Annotated in this window: 14 protein-coding genes; 5 read left to right on the top strand and 9 right to left on the bottom strand. The window is 72.3% G+C overall.

Features of this window, described 5'->3' with window-relative positions; all coding sequences use genetic code 11:
- Positions 1-529: 529 nt before the first annotated feature.
- Together TBIS_RS04285 and TBIS_RS04290 are read right to left on the bottom strand one after the other, a co-directional pair.
- Positions 530-2,038, bottom strand: coding sequence for a serine/threonine-protein kinase (locus tag TBIS_RS04285; protein WP_013131117.1), 1,509 nt, complete (start codon positions 2,036-2,038; stop codon positions 530-532).
- Entirely contained in the window at positions 2,025-3,029 is a 1,005-nt protein-coding gene (locus tag TBIS_RS04290; protein WP_041431183.1) for a LacI family DNA-binding transcriptional regulator, read from the bottom strand. Before TBIS_RS04290 ends, TBIS_RS04285 begins: the two co-directional genes overlap by 14 nt.
- Before the next feature lie 999 nt (positions 3,030-4,028).
- On the opposite strand from TBIS_RS04290, the gene TBIS_RS04295 reads away from it, so the two are divergent.
- Positions 4,029-5,459 carry a glycosyltransferase family 39 protein gene (locus tag TBIS_RS04295; RefSeq protein ID WP_241019873.1) on the top strand — a complete coding sequence of 477 codons (1,431 nt, stop codon included), beginning with the start codon at positions 4,029-4,031 and terminating at the stop codon, positions 5,457-5,459.
- 368 nt (positions 5,460-5,827) lie between these two features.
- Here the strand turns inward: TBIS_RS04295 and TBIS_RS04300 are convergent, their stop codons facing one another.
- Positions 5,828-6,232, bottom strand: a complete 405-nt coding sequence (locus tag TBIS_RS04300; protein WP_013131120.1) for a hypothetical protein — start codon at positions 6,230-6,232, stop codon at positions 5,828-5,830.
- Entirely contained in the window at positions 6,229-7,311 is a 1,083-nt protein-coding gene (locus TBIS_RS04305; RefSeq protein ID WP_013131121.1) for a serine/threonine-protein kinase, read from the bottom strand. The genes TBIS_RS04300 and TBIS_RS04305 overlap by 4 nt, the downstream gene beginning before the upstream one ends.
- Before the next feature lie 378 nt (positions 7,312-7,689).
- Between TBIS_RS04305 and TBIS_RS04310 the strand changes: the two genes are divergently transcribed.
- Entirely contained in the window at positions 7,690-8,538 is an 849-nt protein-coding gene (locus TBIS_RS04310) for a hypothetical protein (protein ID WP_013131122.1), read from the top strand.
- Between the two features lie 8 nt (positions 8,539-8,546).
- Here the strand turns inward: TBIS_RS04310 and TBIS_RS04315 are convergent, their stop codons facing one another.
- The 5 genes from TBIS_RS04315 to TBIS_RS04335 form a co-directional block, all read right to left on the bottom strand.
- Positions 8,547-8,906, bottom strand: coding sequence for a hypothetical protein (locus TBIS_RS04315; RefSeq protein ID WP_013131123.1), 360 nt, complete (start codon positions 8,904-8,906; stop codon positions 8,547-8,549).
- Positions 8,907-9,310: 404 nt separating this feature from the next.
- Entirely contained in the window at positions 9,311-10,192 is an 882-nt protein-coding gene (locus tag TBIS_RS04320) for a carbohydrate ABC transporter permease (RefSeq protein ID WP_013131124.1), read from the bottom strand.
- Entirely contained in the window at positions 10,189-11,559 is a 1,371-nt protein-coding gene (locus tag TBIS_RS04325) for an ABC transporter permease (protein ID WP_013131125.1), read from the bottom strand. Before TBIS_RS04325 ends, TBIS_RS04320 begins: the two co-directional genes overlap by 4 nt.
- Positions 11,560-11,574: 15 nt before the next feature.
- On the bottom strand, positions 11,575-12,885 hold the full coding sequence (locus TBIS_RS04330; protein ID WP_013131126.1) for an ABC transporter substrate-binding protein: 1,311 nt from the start codon (positions 12,883-12,885) through the stop codon (positions 11,575-11,577).
- Positions 12,886-12,887: 2 nt separating this feature from the next.
- The gene (locus TBIS_RS04335; RefSeq protein ID WP_013131127.1) at positions 12,888-14,147 is read right to left on the bottom strand and encodes an ABC transporter substrate-binding protein; all 1,260 of its coding nucleotides are present in this window, start codon (positions 14,145-14,147) and stop codon (positions 12,888-12,890) included.
- A 139-nt stretch (positions 14,148-14,286) separates the two neighbouring features.
- On the opposite strand from TBIS_RS04335, the gene TBIS_RS04340 reads away from it, so the two are divergent.
- From TBIS_RS04340 to TBIS_RS04350, 3 genes are all read left to right on the top strand, one after another.
- Positions 14,287-14,793 carry a PadR family transcriptional regulator gene (locus TBIS_RS04340; RefSeq protein ID WP_013131128.1) on the top strand — a complete coding sequence of 169 codons (507 nt, stop codon included), beginning with the start codon at positions 14,287-14,289 and terminating at the stop codon, positions 14,791-14,793.
- A 224-nt stretch (positions 14,794-15,017) separates the two neighbouring features.
- Entirely contained in the window at positions 15,018-15,764 is a 747-nt protein-coding gene (locus TBIS_RS04345; protein ID WP_013131129.1) for an ABC transporter ATP-binding protein, read from the top strand.
- Between the two features lie 42 nt (positions 15,765-15,806).
- Entirely contained in the window at positions 15,807-18,077 is a 2,271-nt protein-coding gene (locus tag TBIS_RS04350) for an FtsX-like permease family protein (protein ID WP_013131130.1), read from the top strand.
- Positions 18,078-18,082 lie beyond the last annotated feature (5 nt).

Below are 18,082 nucleotides of genomic sequence, written 5' to 3' on the forward strand. Positions count from 1 at the left end.
CCCCATCGTTGACCATGAGGCGGATGCGGCCGGTCGGCCAGGCGCGATGCGGCCGGTGGGCCATGGGCGGAGCGCGGTGACCCGGGGCCGGATCGGGGCACCATGGGTCCTCGTCGATGCCGCGCGGGCGTGCCGATGCGCCGGCGCGTGATTCCGGCGGCCCTCTGCCCGCGGTGCGGACCGGGGCCCGCGAAGGCGGGGCCGGCCGTCGCGTGCGCCGTGGGCTGCGCCGGTGGCGCGCGCCGCTCGCGGTACGCCGGCGGTGGCGGGCTATCGGACGTCCGGAGGCTCCGGATCGTCTGTCCAAAAATTCAGTGATGTCCGATTACGGACCTTTCCTGCCTCTGAGACGACTAAAGCGGAGATTGCCAGAATTCGCCGGTTGTGCCCGCCGATGATCGCGCACCGTGACGGCCCGTGTCGTTTCCGGAAAACCTCAGCGGCCTCAACGGCACCGGGAGTATGCTCTGATGGCGTCCGGAGTGATGGGAGCGCTCCCATGACGCCCGGCAAGGTGCGCCCGGCGGGCCTAACCGGCCCGGGAGAGCGCGAGCTCCACCTTGCGCACCACCCGCTCCAGCTCCTGCTTGAGCGGACCTGGCATCCGTCCCTCCCGGTGGCGGCTCTCCAGCTTGTCGCGGACGTCACGGACCCCGGTGCCGTTGCGGACCGCGTTGTGCAGGAGCTGCCTGAGGTCGAGCGCGACGTCGGCGTCGATGCGGCCCGCGGCCTCCGCCGCGTCCACGAGCCGGTCGAACAGGTCGACCGCCTCGTCCAGCGCGGGCGGGATGATCGGCGCCTCCGTGGTCGCGGCGAGGGAGAAGGACGGCGTCGCCGGATCCCGGCCGCCGTTCTTCCGCAGCTGCCGGGCGGGCTGGGCGGCGTCCTCGGCCCGCGGCTCGCGCTCCTGCGGCAGGGCGCTCCACTCGGCGTCCCCTTCCTCCTCCGCCGAGGGCGGGGCGCTCGCCTCGGGCGAGCGCGTGACGCCGTCCGGGGCCGGCGAGGGGGGTGCGTGGCCCGCGGCGGATCCGGCGCCCTGGGGCGCGGAGACGGCCGGCAGCACCGGGGTGACCGGTGGGCGAGTCCCGGTGCCGCCGCCCGCCTCGACGACCGGGAACAGCCACATGGTGCTCCCCAGGGCCACGGCACCGCCCAGGGCGGCCACCCAGCCGGCGGCCCGGGCCCGGGGCTCCGGCGGCCGCTCGGCCGCGGTGAGCACCGAGGAGAGCGTGGTGGCGACCGTGCGGGCGCTCGGCCGCGCCGCGGGGTCCGCGGCGAGGCACTCGCGGCACAGGTCGGCCACGGCGGTCGGCAGGCCGGGGACCCTGGGGGTCGGCGGTGGCCCGTCCCGCCGGGCCTTCTCGATCGCCTCCCAGGTCGTCTCCGGGTACGGCAGCGCCCCGGTGAGCATCTCGTACAGGAGAACGCCGAGGGAGTACACGTCCACCGCCGGGTCGGCCGTGGTGCCGCGGAGCCGTTCCGGCGCGACGTACGGCGGGGTGCCGAAGTCGGCGACGAGCTGGTCGTCGTCCTCGCCGACGAAGGCCGCGATCCCGAAGTCGTGCAGCTTCGGCCCGTCCTCGGCGAGCAGCACGTTGTCCGGGGTCACGTCGCGGTGCACGATGCCCCGGTCATGCGCGGCGGCGAGCACCTCGGCGAGGCCCGCGGCGATCTTCACGGCCTCCCGCCAGGGGAGCGGGCCCTCGGCGATCCGGTCGGCGAGGGACCTCCCCTCGACCAGCCGCATCACGAGGTAGGCGGCGATCCGGCCGCCGTGGGTCACCGTCTCCCCGTAGTCGTAGACCTCGATCGCGTCGGGGTGGATGAGCTGGGCGGTGGCCCTCGCCTCTCTGCGGATCAGCTCCCGGCCCGGGTCGTCTCCGTCGAGCGACACGTCCAGGACCTTGACCGCCACAGGCCGGTGCAGAGCCCGGTCGAAGGCACGCCAGATGACCGACATCCCCCCGGTCGCGATCCGCTCCTTGAGCACGTAGCGACGGGTCAGGACGTCGCCCTCGTGAAGCTCAGCCCGATTCACGTACCACCAGTTCCGTGGGCAGCACAGAGTCGGCCGGCGGCCCGTTCTCCTCGGTCAGCGCGGCCAAGAGCAGCTTGATCGCGAGTGTGGCCATCTCCTCCACGGGCTGACGGACCGTGGTCAGAGTGGGCGACATGCTCTTGGCGATGGGGGCGTCGCCGAACCCGATCACCGCCACGTCGTCCGGTACCTTGCGGCCCGCCCGGATGAGCGTGTGAATCGCTCCGGCGGCCATCAGGTCGGACGCCACGAAGATGGCGTCGAGGTTCGGGACGCGCTGAAGCAGCCACTGCGCCGCGTGCGCGCCCGACGAGCGGGTGAAGTCGCCGTACGCCACCGGCACCGAGGTGATCCCGGCGTCGAACAGTGTCCGGCGGAACCCCTCCAGCCGGTCACGGGCGGCGGGCAGTGTGGGCGGCCCCGCGATGACGGCGATGGACCGGCGCCCGCTGAGCAGCAGGTGCTCGGCCACCTGCCGTCCGCCATCGGCGTTGTCGGCGTCGACGAACGGGAGCGTAACGTCGTCCGGTGGGCGCCCGACGCAGCGCACCGGTATCCCCGAGGCGGCGAGCGTGACCGTGAGGGGGTGTCTCGCCCGCGCGCCGATCAGCAGTACTCCGTCCACGGCCCCGGCGACCAGGCGTGGCGCGGTGAGCGAGGCGGTGGCCGGGGTCGCCGTCATGAGCATCAGCGGCAGCCCTTTGGCCGTGAGCGCCTCCTCACAGGCCACAAGGAGCCGGGCGTAGTACGGATCACTGAACAGGCGCGGACCTGATTCGCAGACGACCGCGGCGATCGTCTGCTCGGCTCGCCGGCGTCCGGCCCCGCGGGGCGCCCGGCGCCGCACGTAGCCCAGGCGCGACATCGCGTCGTGGACCTGGCGGCGAGTCGAGGTCTTCACACGTACCGATCCCGTGAGAACCCGGGAGGCGGTCGCCGGGGAGACGCCGGCTGCGGCAGCAACCTCTGCGAGGGTGGGAAGATCGGCCATCCGGTTTCCTCGGCCCGAAGCTTTCGGTTTTGGTTGGGAGCGCTCCCAAGGAAAGTATCACCGTTTCGTTCGTGTCAACAGAGGTTTCCGCGTGTGAAAACTTTCGGTCGGTGACCGCCTTCCGTCCGAGAGACGTGCTGGCAGCGCGGGCCTTCATGCGAGAAGGGGGCTCGCGGTGGGTTTCCCGCATGTTGCAGCGGCTTCTTCGGGCTTCGCCCACGACGCCCGGCGTCGGCCCATCGGCCATGGGCGCCGCCCACGGCGATCCGGTCTCCCGGCCCGCCTGCGGGCGACACTTTCGCGGCTGCACGTGCACTATTTTCGGTCATGTCCAAAATCAATTACGTCATATAGGGCGATCACCGGACCGAATTGCGGGTACCGGCGTTCCGGAAGCCGGGGTGCGAAGCCCCGCTCGGGGTGCGGCGGCCCGCGACGCAAGGGTAAATGATCTTCAATTGCGGCGTGCCGGCGGGGTCCCCGTATCGGCCGGGCGGCCGCCCACGCCGCTCCACCGAGCGCACCCCATGGGCGGCGGCCGGGTGACCTGCCGTCCCGTGGGGGCGCGCCCCTCGGCGGCGGCCGGGGTGGCCCCATCCGTCGGGTGCGCCGTTCGACCGGGGCCGGGCGGTGGCATCCGACGCAGGCGCCCGGCGGGCCGTGGCAGGGAGAACGCCGCCGGCGCGGCGGCGCCTGGCGCCGCTCCCGGCGCGGTCGGTCATGGGCCACGGACCGGCGGCGAGCCGCCGGGTGCCGCCCGCTCACCGAGCGCGAACCGGCGCTGATCAGGCGGGGTCCTCTCACCCGGGCACGAACCGGCACTGACCGGGCGGGAGCACTCCCAGCCGGGCACGAGCCCGTGGTGAGCCGGCGTGCCGCCCGCTCATCCGGGGCGGTCCACCGGTGACGCACGGTCATCCGGTGAGCACCGGCGTCCCAGCCGGAGGCATGGCGGGAGATCACCGGTGGTAATCTCCCCGAGCTGCGATGGTGGGTAGCGTGACTCGCCCGGCTCGTCCCGTTCCCCGGCGATCCGCGCGATTCACCCCCTGGCGAGCTCCCGCGATCGCCGGGCTCCTCACCACCGGCGTGGCGATCACCGGCACGACGGCATCGTTCTCCGGGGACGAGCTGGCGACCTACAACGCGGCGACGAGATCGCTGGACGCGCTCTGGGAGCTCGCCAAGCACATCGACGGCCACTTCCTGCCCTACTACCTCTTCATGCACCTGTGGACCCTGCTCGGCGGCCACGCCGAGTGGTGGATGAGGCTGCCGTCGGCGATCGGCGTGGGCATCGCGGCGGCCCTCCTCACCGACCTGGGCCGCCGGCTGCACGGCACCGCAGCGGGGCTCTGCGCCGCGGCGATCTTCGCGGTCCTGCCGTCGGTGTCCTTCCACGGGGCCAACGCCAGGCCGTACGCGTTCGCCGCGGCCGCGGCCGCGCTCTCGGCCTGGGCGCTCCACCGCGTGCTCGAGCGGCCCACCCGGGGACGGCTCGCCGGCTACGCGGGGGCGGTGGCGCTGCTCGGGTGCACCCACCTGTTCTCGGCGCTCGTGCTGCCCGCGCAGGTGCTCGCCGCCCTCTGCCACCGGGTCCCGCTCCTGCGGTTCCTGCCCGCCCTCGCCGCCGGATGCGTGCCGATGGCCGTGCTGGGCGTCATCGGCTACCAGGAGCGGCACGCGATCAGCTGGATCCAACCGGCCGAGCCGGAGATCTTGCTCCGGTACCCGAAGATGCTCACCGGATCCGTGCCGGTGGGGTGGGCGCTCCTCCTGCTGGCGGTGGCCGGGCTGGCGGTGCTGTGGCGGCGTGGCCGGGCGGGGGCCGTGCTCGTGGCGGGCTGGCTGCTCCTGCCGCCGCCGCTCCTCCTGACGATCTCCGCCCTGATCACCCCGGCGTACGTGGACAGGTACCTCTTCCCGGCCGCGCCGGCGCTCGCCCTGGCCGCGGGGATCGCCGTCGCGTCGCTGGGGCGGCTCGCCGTACCGGTGATCGTCATCGTCGCGGCGCTCGGCCTGCCCACGCAGGCGGACTACCGGCAGCGGAACGGCCACTACGACGACTTCCCCGGCGCGGTGCAGGTGATCAAGGACCGTGCCCGGCCCGGCGACGCCATCATCTACGGCCAGAGCCGGCTGCGGACCGGGTTCGGCTACTACGCGGACGGCCCGCTGCCGGACGATGTGCTGCGCGTGGGCACGGCGCCGTCGGCGACGGGCTTCGGCTATCCGGAGCGCTCCGACGTCGCGGCCGCCCTCGCCGGCCGCCGCCGGGTCTGGGTCGTCTGGCGCGGCACGAAAGAGGAGGGGCTCTCCGGTTCCAAGATCCCTGTGATCGAGAAGGTGCGCGACGCCGGATTCCGGCTCGCGTTCGCCTGGCACTCGGCCGAGCTGCCCGGGCTCACCGTCACCTTGTTCACCCGGTGAGCCGGACGGTCACCCCGGTGAGATGCGCCGTTCGCTCACCCGGTGAGCTGGGCGGTTCCTTCACCGGTGAGCTGGGCGGTCGCACCTGGTCGGGCGGGTGCTCCCCGTGGTCGACGGGGGCCCGGGCCGGCCGGTGGCCTGGGGCCGGCATCGTGCAAGCGGCGTTCGCGCGGCGCCCGGTACGGCCCGGCCGCCCGGCCCGCGCAGGGGCCGCCCCGGGGGCCGAGGCGGGCGCCCGCCGGCCGCGGATCCCGGCCGGCACCCGGAGGTCATTCGGTGGGCCGCGGTGCGGCGGCGCTCCGGCGGGCCCGGTCACCGGGAGGCTTCAACGGGGCGTGGCCGGCATGCCGCGCGAGATGGCGGAGGCGCTATGAGCCAGGGGGTTCCAGCCTCCGGGTGCGGGGGAGCCCCGTGTCGCCGGGGCCCGGTCCATCGGCCGGTCCCGTGACCGGCCCGGACCGGGCCGTCCGCCGGCTCACGAGTTCCTGGATCTGGATGACGACGAGGAACGCCACCAGGCCGTTCAGGTAGGCGACGATGACGAAGAGGATGTCCTCCCAGTAGATGTCGAGCCTCGGCAAGAGCTCTATGGCGGAGGAGATCACAAAGAAGGTCAGGGCCGGTTGGATCGGCAGCATCGTGACCGCCACGAGAACCCGGTGGCGGGCCAGGACTCGCCTGACCCAGGGAAGCGCGAGTATCACCCAGTTGATGGGCGCCAGCAGGAACGAGATGTTGTAGGCGTATATCAGGATCTCCTGCAGGACGGTCACCGCCGCTCGTGACCTCCTGTCCGGTGCGCCGCCGGGCCCGCCGCGTCATTCCGCCGGGTGACGCGGATGGCGAGCAGCACGGCTCCGAGCAACAGCCAGAGCCCGCTCGGGATCCAGAGGATCGGCGCCCACGGGTAGACCGGTGGGCTGTTGAAATCGGTGTACGCCAGAGCCCACGTGCCCGCGAAGACCGCGACCTGGGCGAACGCCGCCAGGAGAAACGGGGCCGGCCTGGTGCGCCTGACCCTCGTCGCGGAAACGGCCGTCGTGTCCAGCCCGGTGAAGTGGCGGAGAAGTTCTTCCGCGCTCGGCCGCCGGCCGGGGTCTTTGTCGAGGCACGCGGCGAGGACGGTGGCGAGGGACGGCGGGACCCCGGTCAGGTCCGGCTCCCGGGTGAGGATCGCGTGCATCACGGCCGGCGGTGTGCTCCCGTCGAACGGAAGGCGCCCGCTCGCGGCGTAGGCCATGGTCACCGCCCAGCTGAAGATATCGCTCGCCGTACTGGTCGCACCCGCGGTGAACTGCTCGGGCGCCATGTACGCAGGGGTCCCCATGATCCCGGAATGCGTGGTCGTCTGTTCCAGGACCCGGGCGATGCCGAAGTCGATGACGACCGGGCCTTCCGGCCCGAGGATGACGTTGGCCGGCTTGAAGTCGCGGTGCACGATCCCCGCCCGGTGGATGGCGGCCAGCGCGGTGAGCGTGGACACGGCGAGCCGGTGCAGGCTGCTCTCCGAGCAAGGCCCCTGGGTGCGCAGCAGTTCCTGGAGCGAGATGCCGGCGACGTATTCGCTCGCCAGGTACGGGCGGTCGTCGTGGACGCCCACCTCCAGGACCCGGGCCGTGCAGAACGTCGCGACCTCGCGCATGATCTGCGCCTCCCGGAGAAACCTGCGCTGGAAGTCGGGCTCCCGGGCGATGTGCGCGTGCAGCAATTTGACCGCGACCTTGTCCCCCTGTGGGCCCTCGGCGAAGTAGACGACGCCCTGCCCGCCCGCACCGAGCACGCTGCGCACGGCGTACCGGCCGATTCGCCGGGGATCCCCCTCCCCGAGGGGACGACCCGGATATGTCAGCACCATTCCTCCGAGTGCCGGGATCGTGGAAGATCTTCCCCCAATTGAACCGTCGGCTCGGTGCCGCTCAAGCCGTTCCGGCAAGCAGGGCCGGGCGGCCGGGCCGGATCAGGGGCCCTCCCGTGTTGCGGCGCTGCCTGGGAGAGCGCCGGCCGGTGATATCGGGCCGAGGACATCACCGGTCGGCGGTGCGGTCCGAGAGAGCCCTTCGTGGCGGGGCGGTCCGGAAGGACACATGCAGCCGCGGTACAGACCGTCCGGGAGACGTCGTGTGGCGGCGGTACGGCGAGGCCTGCCGATTATCCACAGAACGGGATTCGAGCCGGACGCGCCCCGGCGGTCCCGGCCACTCTGGGCCTGCCAAGGTCGAGAGGAGGGCCCATGTGGATCACCTATCCCGTACCGGCCGAGACCACGTCCGTGTTCGTGGTCGCCACGGACCGCGTCCCCGCGGAGCTGTCGTCGCTCGTGCCGTGGCGGATGGGGGCGTCGCCCCACCGGCTCGCCGCGAAGGCCGCGCTCGGCACCCCCAGGCTCGCGCTCGAGGCGTACCCCGCGCGGCGCTCGCCGTGGCGGCACCGGATCGGCCTCGCCGACGACGATCTGGGAGAACGGGTGCGGAGAGCGCGCCACCACATCGTGGTCTCCAGCAGGGCGCCGGTCACCGCCCAGCCCGGGGCCGCCCAGGCGGCCCGGGCCGTCGCCCGCGCCGCGGCCGAGGCGTACGGGGGAGTGACCGTCGATCCGCTCGTGGGCTCCGCCGTCTACCACTGCCCGGGCTGCCCGGGCGAGCGCCGGGAGTTCCGGCTCGGTGACGACTGGCTGGGCTGGACCGCGGAGCCCGGGGCCACCGAACCCGGGGCGGGCGCCCCTGTCCTGACCAGCCGGGGCCTATGCCGCTTCGGCCTGCCGGAGCTCACGCTGGACGGCATGGCCTGTGCGCACACGCTGTGCGCGGCCGAGGTGTTACGCCTCGCCGCGGAGCGGCTGCTCGCCGGGCACCTCGCCTGGCTCGCGGCCCACCCCGGCTGCCGCTCCCGGACGGTCGCCGGCCACCTGCGGATCGGTGAGGTGGGCGTCGCCGTGCTCTCCGCCGGTTCGCTCCGCGATGGGCGGCCGATCCGGGCGCGGCTGACCCCGGAGGCCGCCCGCCGGGCCTGCCTGAAGGTCGGCGATCACGGTGCGGACACCGGCGATGACCGCCCCGGTCTGGGCAGGCTCGCCGCCTGATCGCCGTGTCAGAAGGCGTAACCGTCGTGATCGTGCTGTTCGTCGCCGGGCTCGTCCTCCTCTCCCTCCTCGAGGGTGCCCGCGGACGGCTCGACGCCGAGCATCGCCTCGCGCGGCTCGACCGCGGCGACGTGCCCGACGAGGCCGAGCACATGCTCGGGGTCGACGAGCCACTGCAGCGCGGCGGCTCCGGTCTCGTCGGAGTTCACCAGGCCGATCTGCTCCTGGCGCTCCTCATCGCTCAGCCCGGCCTCGGGCTTGCGGATCTCCGCGACGGCCGCCGAGCGCAGCGCCTCCAGGTCGCGCACCTCTACCAGGACGTCGACGCTGAGGCGGAGGAAGCGGCCGTCTTCCGTGTCACCGTTCATGGCGGCGAGCCTAGCGGTAACCCGTCCCCTCGCGCCGTCCATGCGGAGGGCCGCGGTGTCCTGTCGCGGCCATGGAAGGAGAATCCGACCGGCTCCGAAGACGGGATCAGCCGCCCTGGCCGCGGCCTGATGGGCTCGGCTCGCGGCACCGCCGACCTGGCGAACCCGGCCGCGAACGATTCATTGCGGATCGTCTCTCACCTGACCGGACGGCGGGGCCGCCCACATCACGGGGACGGAGCGCCCCGGGGAAGACGCACCCCAGGGAAGACGCCGGCCGGGCACCCGCTCCCCCCGTCGAGCGGGTGCCCGGCCAGTGGGCGGCGTCTCCGATCCGGACCGGAGACGCCGCACCCCGCACCTCCGCGGCACTCCGTGGTCATCGCCCGGTCACGTCGCCGCGTTCACTTCACCGAGCCCGCGAGCATCCCCTGCACGAAGTACCGCTGGAAGGCGAAGAAGAGGATGAGCGGGATCAGCAGCGACAGGAACGCGCCCGGCGCGAGGATGTCCACGTTGGTGCCGAACTGCCGCATCTGGGACTGGAGGGCCTTGGTCATCGGCTGGTTCTCGGTGTCGGCGAAGACCAGGGCGACGAGCAGGTCGTTCCAGACCCAGAGGAACTGGAAGATGCCGAGCGAGGCGATCGCCGGCTTGGCAAGCGGGAACACCACGGTGGCGAAGATCCGCCACTCCGGCGACCCGTCCATCCGGGCGGCCTCGAGCAGCTCACGCGGGATCCCGACGAAGAAGTTCCGCAGCAGGAAGATCGCGAACGGCAGGCCGAAGGCGACGTGGAAGAGCACCACGCCGAGGATCGACCCGAATATCCCGAGGGATCCGTAGAGCTTGGCGATCGGGATGAGCGCGATCTGGATCGGGGCCACCAGCAGGGCGACCACGATCAGGAACAGCATGTCCCTGCCGGGGAACTCGATCCAGGCGAACGCGTACGCCGCCATCGCCGCGATGACGATCACCAGGATCGTCGACGGCACCGCGATCAGCACGGTGTTCCAGAACGACGACGTGAAGCCCGAGGCCAGGAGGTTCGCGTAGTTCTCGAAGGTGAGCTGGGCGGGCTTGGTGAACACGGTCCACCAGCCGGACGCGTTGTTGTCCTCCTCGGCGCGCAGCGACACGACGAGCAGGCCGAGCGTCGGCACCAGCCAGAAGATCGCGACGAGGACCATGAACACCTGGACCAGCCCGCCGCCGATCCGGTCCACGATCCGCCCGGCGAGGCTGCGCCGGATCCCGGTGGGGGCAGCGGCCGCGGTCGTCATCGCTCATCCCTCCTGAACCGGCGGATGTTGAAGATCATGAACGGGATGACCAGCACCAGGAGGAAGACGGCGAGCGCGCTTCCCAGACCCTGGTTACCGCCGCCGCCGAACGACACCCGCCACATCTCCAGCGCGATCACGTTCGCCTGCGGCTGGACGGACCCCGGTGCGATGATGAACACGAGGTCGAAGACCTTCAGGACGTTGATGATCATCGTCACGAAGACGACGAGGAGCACCGGCGCCAGCAGCGGCACGGTGATGCGGCGGAACACCTGCCACTCGGTGGCCCCGTCGATCCGCGCCGCCTCCAGCGCGTCCCGCGGGATCGCCGACAGCCCGGCCGCGATCAGCACCATCGCGAACCCGGCCCACACCCAGACGTAGGCGCCGATGATCGCCGGGGTGATCAGTGTCGGCCCGAGCCAGGCCAGGCCGTTGAACGGCTCCTCGAAGTTGGACTTCGGAAGCCGGATCTGGTAGGCGCCGGGCGGCAGGCCGGTGAAGGTGAAGGTGCCGTCGGCGGCCGTCTCGGTGGTCGCCTTGACCACCCCGTCGGAGACCGCCTCGACCGTGATGCCCGCCAGGCCCTTCTCCTCGGCATCGACCTGGTTGACCGTGCCACCGCCACCGTGCACCACGTCGAGCCAGACCGTGCCGCCGATCTCACCCGGCCCCGGTGTGGCCGCCTTCGCCGCCGCCGCGCCCTCGAGGGAGGCCGGGGGCAGGCCGACGAGCGGGATCAGCACCGGCTTGCCGGGCTCGGCGGGCTGCTTGGCCACCACGGCGCCGTCGTCCACCACCGCGGGGGCGAGGTCGTTCTCGCGCGGGCGGGCGCCCGGATACCCCTGGCTGGAGGAGAACGTGTCGTGGATCGTGGTGAGGATGGCGTTCGCCACGCCCTTGTCCGGGTCCTGCTCGTAGACGAGCCGGAAGATCACCCCGGCCGCGAGCAGGGAGACCGCCATCGGCATGAACAGGACGAGCTTGAACGCGGTGGCCCACCGGATGCGCTCGGTCAGCACGGCGAAGATGAGGCCGAGCGTGGTCACCACCAGGGGGGCGACGACCACCCAGATGATGTTGTTGCGTATCGTGGTGAGCGTCGAGGGATCCGTGAAGATCGTGATGTAGTTGCCCAGGCCGACGAAGCGCTCACCCGACGCGTCGTACAGGCTGCGATAGATCGAGTAGATGATCGGGTAGACCACCCACACGCCGAGGAACAGGCAGGCGGGGAGGAGGAAGACCACCGCCAGCATCGGCGAGGGGCCCAGCCGTGCGGGTGCTGTCGTGTTCGGGGCGGGAGAGCCCCCGGCGGCCTGCACGCCGCCGGGGGTCCGCCGGCCGGTCAGCCTCTTGATCACGGCCGACCTCCCTGCTTACTTCTTCCAGGCCTTGGCCGCGTCAGCCTCGAGCTTCTCCTGCGTGCCCTTCACGTCGGAGGGGTCGCGCAGGAAGTCCTGCAGGTGCTTCCACTCGCCCTTGCCGTCCGTGCCGCCGAACGCGCTCGGCGCGAGGTCGGACATGTCGTACCGGACGGACTCACCGGCCGAGATGATGGTCTGCGCGAGCTGCTTGGTCAGCTCGTTCGGGTAGTTGTCCGGGGAGACGTTCCGGTTGGGGGAGAGGTAGCCGGGGAGCTTCGCCCAGATCTCGCCGCCCTCCTTGGAGGCGAGGAACTCCAGCAGCGCCATCGCGCCCGGGGTGTCCTTCAGGGCCACGGCGATGTCACCGCCGAGCACGACCGGCTGGGTGTCGCCGACCTTCGGGAACGGCATGATCTTGGCGTCCTCGCCGATCTTCGCACCGGACTCGGTGGCGGACGCGGCGACGAAGTCGGCCTCGATCACCATGGCGGCCTTCTTCTGGCCGAAGACCTGAGTGACGCAGGTCGGGAAGTCGGTCTGCAGCGCGCCGGAGGAGCCGCCCAGCATGAACTCCTGCTTCCCGAAGATCTGCGCCATCTTCTCCAGCGCCTCGGTCACCGTGGGGTCGGTCCACGGGATCTCGTGCCGGGAGAGCTTGTCGTAGTTCTCCGGCCCGGCCGTGGAGAGGTAGATGTTCTCGAACAGGTCGGTGAGGGTCCAGCCCGAGGCGCCGCAGAGGGCGAACGGCGGGGTGCCGGAGTCGGCGAGCGTCTGCGCGGTCGTGCCGATCAGCTCGTCCCAGGTGGCGGCCGGCTGCACCCCGGCGTCGTCGAACGCCTGCTGCCGGTACCAGATCAGGGACTTGTGCGCGGCCTTCACGAGCACGCCGTACACCTGGCCGTTGGCGGAGCCGAGCTCCTTCCAGTACGGGGTGTAGTTCTGGTCGATCTGCGCCAGAACCTCCTGGGAGAGCGGCTTGAGCGCGTTCTGGTCGGCGTACTGCTGGACCAGGCCGGGCTGGGGGAGGATCGCCACGTCCGGCGGGGTGCCGGCCTCGATCCGCGGGCCGAGGTACGCGGCGGTGTCCTCACCGGTGGAGGCGTAGGTGACGGTGGCGCCGGTCTTCTCCTCGAACGCCTTGAGGACCTGCTCGAAGTTGGCCTGCTCCTCGCCGGTCCACTTCGCGGCGACCTCGATCTTGACGCCGGCGAGCGGCTTGGCGGCGGCGGAGGAGGTGCTCTCCTGGGAAGGCTCGTCCGAGGACGAGCCACACGCCGTGGCCGCGAGCGCGAGCAGCGCGACCACCGGGGTGAGTTTGCGCATGATTAGCCTCCGAGCTGAATGACCTCGCCGAGCTCACGTTTGAGATCGGCGATGGTTTCGTCGACGGATTTGGTGAGGTTGAGGGCGTCGGATACGGCGCTGGAGATCACCAGGCTGACCTGGTTGTAGTTCGCCGTCACCGGCCGAGGCCGGGCGGTGAGGATGGCCTCCTTGAGCACGGGCAGGTACGGGAAGCGCTTGATCAGCTCCGGATCCTCGTAGAGCTCGGCGAGGACCGGCGGGAAGGACCCCTCGGTGAGCACGAGCCGCTGGATCTCGTAGCCGGTGAAGAAGCGGATGAAGTCGAGCGCGGACTTCTGGTGCTTGGAGTACGCGCTGATCGCCAGGTTCGTCCCGCCGAGCGTGCTCGACCCCGGTCCGTCGGGGCCGGGCAGGCGGGTGACGCCGAACCGTCCGGCGAGCTCTGACCGGGTGGCCGGGCCGTACGCGTGGGGCCAGTTGCGGGCGAAGGCGAGCCGCCCCTCCTGGAAGGCGAGCCGGGACTCCTCCTCCTTGTAGGTGAGCGCCTCCCGGGGGATCCAGCCCTCCTTCACCCCGTCGACCAGGAAGCCGAGCGCGGCGCTCGCGGAGTCGAAGTCCATCGTGACCCGGCGCGCGTCCGGGCTGAGGATCGATCCGCCCGCCGACGCCACGGCCTCGGTGAAGTTGACGGTGAGCCCTTCGTACGGGAGGAACTGCCCGGCGTACCCGCCGATGCCGTACTCGGCGCTGAGGAGCTTGGCCTGCTCGCGCAGCTCCTCCCAGGTCCGGGGCGGCTTCAGGCCCTCCTTCTCCAGCAGGTCGGACCGGTAGTAGAGCAGCCCCGCGTTGCTGAGGTACGGCACCGCCCAGAGCTTGCCCCGGTAGATCGCGGTGTCCACGACACCGCTGAGCATCTTGTCGAGGGGGAAGAGGCTCCGGTCGAGCGGGACGATCCACCCCGCCTCGGCGAACTCCGCCGTCCACACCACGTCGAGCCCGAGCACGTCGTAGACGTCGCTGCGCGCCTGGAGGTTGGCGACCATCTGGGCGCGCTGCTCGTCCGCGGCCTCGGGGAGCTCCAGCAGCGTGACCCGCTCCGCGGGGCGGGCCCGGTTCCACCGGTCGAGGAGCGGCTTCAGGTACGAGGTGGTATCCCGTCCGATGGCGAGGGTGATCGGGCCGACACCGGTGCCCTGAGCCGGCTCCGCCGGCGCGTCCGCGAGCCTGGCGCATCCGGCCACCAGCAGGGTGACCAGGAGTGCGAGGGCTCTGCGGATCACGTTTCCTCCGGGTTACCCGCCCATTACCTGCACGTTTAGGACTAGTGCATGCATGTTATGCATATCCGTAATGTAAGAGTCAACGGCTAGTCTTATTACTCTCTGGTAAAGCGTTCCCGCTCGACGGTTGGGGGTGGGGGTGCGGCACCCGCTGCTGGCGCTCCTTGCGAAGGAACCGGCCCATGGCTACGAGCTGAAGCAGTCGCTCGAAGCGATCTTCGGGAGTGCCTATCCGTCCCCGAACATCGGGCAGATCTACGTCACCCTGAACCGGCTGGAGAAGGACGGGTACGTCAGGTCCGTCGACGTCGAGCAGAGCAACCGGCCGAACAAGAAGGTTTACTACCTGACCGCAGCCGGGCGGGAGGCGCTGGAGCAGTGGATCGACGAGCCCACCGAAGGCCCGCGGGTCCGCGACGAGTTCTTCATGAAGCTCATCCTCGCCCCGATGACCGGGCTCTCCGATCCGATGGCGCTGATCAACCGGCAGCGCCGGCACTACCTGTCCCTGATGCGCGAGCTCAACGAGCTCGCCGAGCGCACCGATCCGGCCAACCGGGTGGCCCTCCTGCTGATCGAGGGCGCCATGCTCCACCTCCAGGCCGACCTCGACTGGCTGGAGCGGTGCCAGGAGGAGCTCACCTGAATGTCCCCGACACCCCGCCGCACCCCGCACCGCGCCGCCCACGCCGTCTCACCCGGCCTCGGGTACGGCCCGCCGCACCTCGGCACCGCGTGCGAGGACGGGCGTGGCCTGCCCGGCCCCGATGCGCCGCATGACGCCCGGTACGGCCCGCCGTACCGGACGCCGTGCGCGCACCGGTACGCTGCCCCGCACGACGCGACGCCGGAGCGGGGAGGGCGACGAGCATGACCGAGCCACCGGTGATCCAGGCGATCAACCTCGTGAAGATCTACCAGACCGGCGGGGTGCCGGTGCCGGCGATCCGCGGGGTCGACCTCACCGTCAACCCCGGCGAGTTCGTCGCGATCATGGGGCCGTCCGGGTCGGGCAAGTCCACCCTGATCCACCTGCTCGGCGGCCTCGACACCCGCACCAGCGGGGAGATCTGGCTCGACGGGCAGCGGGTCGACACGCTCTCCGAGAGCGCCTGGGCCCTGCTGCGCCGCCAGAAGATCGGCTTCGTCTTCCAGTTCTTCAACCTGGTGGCGAACATGACCGTCGCCGACAACGTGGAGCTGCCCGCGCTGCTCGGCGGCGCCTCGCCCAAGGTCGCCCGGGAGCGGCGGGAGTACCTGCTCGCCGAGCTGGGGCTCGCCGACCGGGCGGGCGTCTCGCCCGCCCAGCTCTCCGGCGGGGAGCAGCAGCGGGTCGCGCTCGCCCGGGCGCTCGCCAACCATCCTCGGCTGCTGCTCGCCGATGAACCGACCGGTAACCTCGACAGCCGCAACACCCGGGACGTCCTGCGCCTGCTGAGCGAGGTCCACCGGAAGGGCCAGACGATCGTGCTCGTCACCCACGACGCCCGGGTCGCCGGGATGGCCGACCGCGTGGTGTACCTGCTGGACGGCCAGATCGTCGACGACGGGCCGGTGGCCGGCGTGCGGCGCAGGATCGGCGGGACCGCGGGCGACGTCGTCGAACTGCGAGGCTGAGGTGCTGGACCATCGGGCGCCGGACGGCGGGCAGGGCTCCGCATGATCAGCTGGCGGGGGGCCGAAGGGCGGTGGATCCGGGCCGATCTGCGGGCCCGGCGCGGTGAGGCGCTGCTCACCGTGCTCACCGTGGCCGGGATCGTCGCCGCGCTCATCATCGCGGCGACCCTGCTCGAGGAGCGCACGAACCCCTGGCGCGGGCTGTTCGAGCGCAGCCGGAGCGCCCACATCTGGATCCACTCCAAGGACGTCCCCGACGTCCAGGCGCTCGCCCGGCTGCACGGGGTGACCGACGTGGCCGGGCCGTACCGGAGCGCCCCGGCGACGCTGATCCACCGGGGCCGCAGGGTCCCGATCTCCCTCCAGGAGGCGCCCGCCACGCCCCCGGCGGTGGCCCGGCCCCTGGTGCGCGAGGGCGGCTGGCTCGACCCCCGCACGCCGGGCGGGGTGGTGGTCGAGCGCTCCTTCGCCCGGTCCCTCGGCCTGCGGCCGGGCGACCCGTTCACCGTGACCGGGCTGAACGGCGCCACCCACGCGCTCGTCGTCGCCGGGCTCGCCGAGAGCGGCGACCAGGGGTTCTATCCGGAGTGGGCCCCGGGGCTCGCCTGGGCGCTCGGGGAGACGCTCACCACGGTGGAGCCGGCGCCGGGCCGTACCGAGACCGTGACCGGGCTCCGGCTCGGCGATCCGGAGCTCACCGACCTCGTGGTCCAGCGGGCGGTCTTCACCCTCCGCGGCCAGGTGCAGCGGGTGACCACCTGGCGCGAGGTCCGGGCCTCCATGGAGCTGGACAACCGGCTGCTCGGGCTGCTGCTCGGCCTGTTCGGCGGCGCGGGCCTGGTGGCCGCCGCGCTCGCGCTCGCCAACGCCAGCGGCGGCCGGGTGCTCACCCAGCGCCGCGACATCGCCACGCTGAAGTCCCTCGGGTTCACCCGCGGGCAGGTCGTCCGCATGCTCGTGGCCGAGCACGGCGCGCTCGGGTTCGCCGGGATCGGGCTCGGCATGGCCGCCGCGTGGCTGATCACGGTATACGCGCTCGAGGAGACCGTCGCGGCCCCGCTGTCGGCCGGCGCGCTCGCCGCGATCGTGCTGGGCACCGCCCTGGTCGTGCTGGTCGCCGTGCTGATCCCCGCGTGGCGGGGCGGCCTCACCCCGCCGATCCCCGCCACCCCGGCGGCGCCGCCGCGCGGGCGGCTGTCGCGGCTCGCCCGGCTCGCCCTGCTCGTCCGCCTCCCGCCCGCCCTGGTCCTCGGCGCCCGGGACTCGTTCACCCGCCGGACCCCGGCCCTGCTCACCGTCTGCGGGGTGGCCATCCCGATGATGATGATCACCATCGGGCTCGGCGTGTGGGCGACGCTCGACGACTTCCTCCGCCACCCGGAGAAGGTCGGGCAGGCGGCCGCCCTCACCGCCCGGCCGGGCCGGCTCACCGCCGAGGAGATGCGGGCCAGGGTGATGGCCGACCCGGACGTCGTGGCCGCCTACCCGGGGGCCGAGGTGGACGCGCTCGTCCCCGGCCAGACCAGGACCGTGCGCACCCGGGCGCTCGGGACGTCCCGCGACCCGTACCCGTTCCCGGTCGCGGAGGGCCGGATGTTCCGGGAGCGCGGCGAGGCGGTGGCCGGGCAGGGGCTGCTCGACCTGCTCGGCGTGCGGATCGGCGACCGGGTACGGGTGACTATCGGCGGCACCCCGCTGATCGTCCGCATCGTGGGCCGGGTGATCGAGCCGGAGCAGGACGGCGAGGTGCTCTCGCTCGGCGTGGACAGTCTCGCGGCCAAGGACGCGGATCCCCCGCAGTTCTACGGCCTGGTGCTCCGCCCGGGGGCCGACCCGGCCGAGGTGCGCTCGCGGCTGCAGGCGCACGGGCTGGAGGTCGATCAGGCGGTGAACCCGGCGGAGCGGCTCGCGGTCATCCGCGTGATCATCGTGGCCCTGGTGGTCGTCCTCGCCCTGATCGGCCTGGTCGATCTGCTCACCGTGAGCGCGATCGGGCTGCGCGACCACCTGCTCGACCTGGCCGTGCTGAAGGCGATGGGGCTCACCCCGCGGCAGGTGATGGCGACCCTGGTCACCGCCACCGCGCTGCCGGCCGTGGCCGGGATCCTGATCGGCTCCTCGGCCGGTGCGCTCTCGGCCAAGGCCCTGATCGACCTCGAGGGCCATGGCAGCGGGGTCGGTGCCGGCATCGGCCGCGCCCCGGCGCCGGGCATGCTCGCCGCCGAGGTGGTCATCGCGATCGCGGCCGTGCTCCTGGTCGCGCTCGTCCCGGCCCGGCGCGCCGCCCGGGCCAGGATCCCGTCGGTCCGCTGATCACG

Origin of the sequence: Thermobispora bispora DSM 43833, assembly GCF_000092645.1 — a bacterium.
GTDB lineage: Bacteria > Actinomycetota > Actinomycetes > Streptosporangiales > Streptosporangiaceae > Thermobispora > Thermobispora bispora.